The sequence below is a fragment of the Rhizobium sp. PDO1-076 genome, from assembly GCF_000247475.1.
Classification (GTDB): domain Bacteria; phylum Pseudomonadota; class Alphaproteobacteria; order Rhizobiales; family Rhizobiaceae; genus Allorhizobium.
Genome location: NZ_AHZC01000295.1, coordinates 1 through 1,155 on the forward strand (window position 1 = coordinate 1; position 1,155 = coordinate 1,155).

Sequence of the window (1,155 nt, forward strand, 5' to 3'; positions counted from 1 at the left end):
AAGGCAACGAGATAGTCGACGATGCCGCAGGTTGCGTAAGCCAGTTCGTAGTTCGGATTGCCCGGCTCCAGCTTGCCCGGAACTTTGTCGCGGCCGTAGAAATAGTGGTAGAGCGGATCAAGCTCCAGAAGCAGGTCGTATTTCCCGTACATCAGCGCATAATGTGGACCATAGGTCTTGTAGAGGCTGAAGACATAATAGTCGACGTCGAAGGCCTGAACGTCGACAGCGCGGTGCGGGGCATAGGCCACGGCATCGACGCAGATCCTTGCACCGCGAGCGTGGACGAAATCGGCGATTTCACGGATCGGATTGATCGAGCCGAGCAGGTTCGAGCAATGGGTAACGCAGACGAGCTTGGTGCGCTCGCTCATCAGAGGCGCGAGGTCTGCCAGATCAAGCGTCAGTCCGTTTCCTTGTTCAGCGGCCAGACCTTGAAAATGACGCCGCGCTCCTGCAGCCGGTCCCAGGGGCCGATATTGGATTCGTGATCTGCAATGGTGACGATGATCTCGTCGCCTGGCGCCAGCTGGCTGTGCATGACGCGGGCCAGGTTCTGCAACAGCGCGGTGGTCGAATTGCCAAAGATAATCTCCTCGGGCCGGCCGGCATTGACGAGATGCATGGCGGCGGTACGGGCCTCGTGCAGGGCATTGGCGGCGGCCTGGGACACCTCGTAAGAACCGCCGATCTGGACATTCTTCTCGATCAGAAAGGTATTGATTCGCTCGACGGCACCCTTGAGGATCTGCGATCCGCCGGCATTGTCGAAAAAGGTCCAGCCGCGATCAAGGCCGGGAAACTGGCTGCGCACGAAATCGAGATTGAGCGGCGAAGTGGTGGCCATCCTTGTTGTCCTCCAATGCTATATTTTTGTTCAGTGGTTGAGGACCGCGCGCAGGAAGCCGCGCGTCCGTTCCTCTTTGGGATTGTCAAAGATCGCTTCCGGCGTGCCGGCCTCAACAAGGCGGCCGCGGTCCATGAAGATCACCCGGTCGGCGACCTGGCGGGCAAAGCCCATTTCATGGGTGACCACGATCATCGTGACGCCTGAGCCTGCAAGCTTGCGCATGACATCGAGCACTTCGCCAACCATTTCCGGGTCGAGCGAGGACGTCGGCTCATCGAAGAGCAGCACGGCGGGCTCCATCGCGA

The 1,155-nt window shown here is 59.5% G+C and carries 1 protein-coding gene and 1 pseudogene; both read right to left on the reverse strand.

Features of this window, described 5'->3' with window-relative positions:
* Positions 1 to 847 (reverse strand): annotated as a pseudogene (locus PDO_RS29355) (aminotransferase class V-fold PLP-dependent enzyme); the annotation flags it as partial.
* Positions 848 to 877: 30 nt separating this feature from the next.
* Positions 878 to 1,155: AAA family ATPase (locus tag PDO_RS15325; protein WP_037074342.1), on the reverse strand; the 278-nt coding region annotated here is incomplete at its 5' end.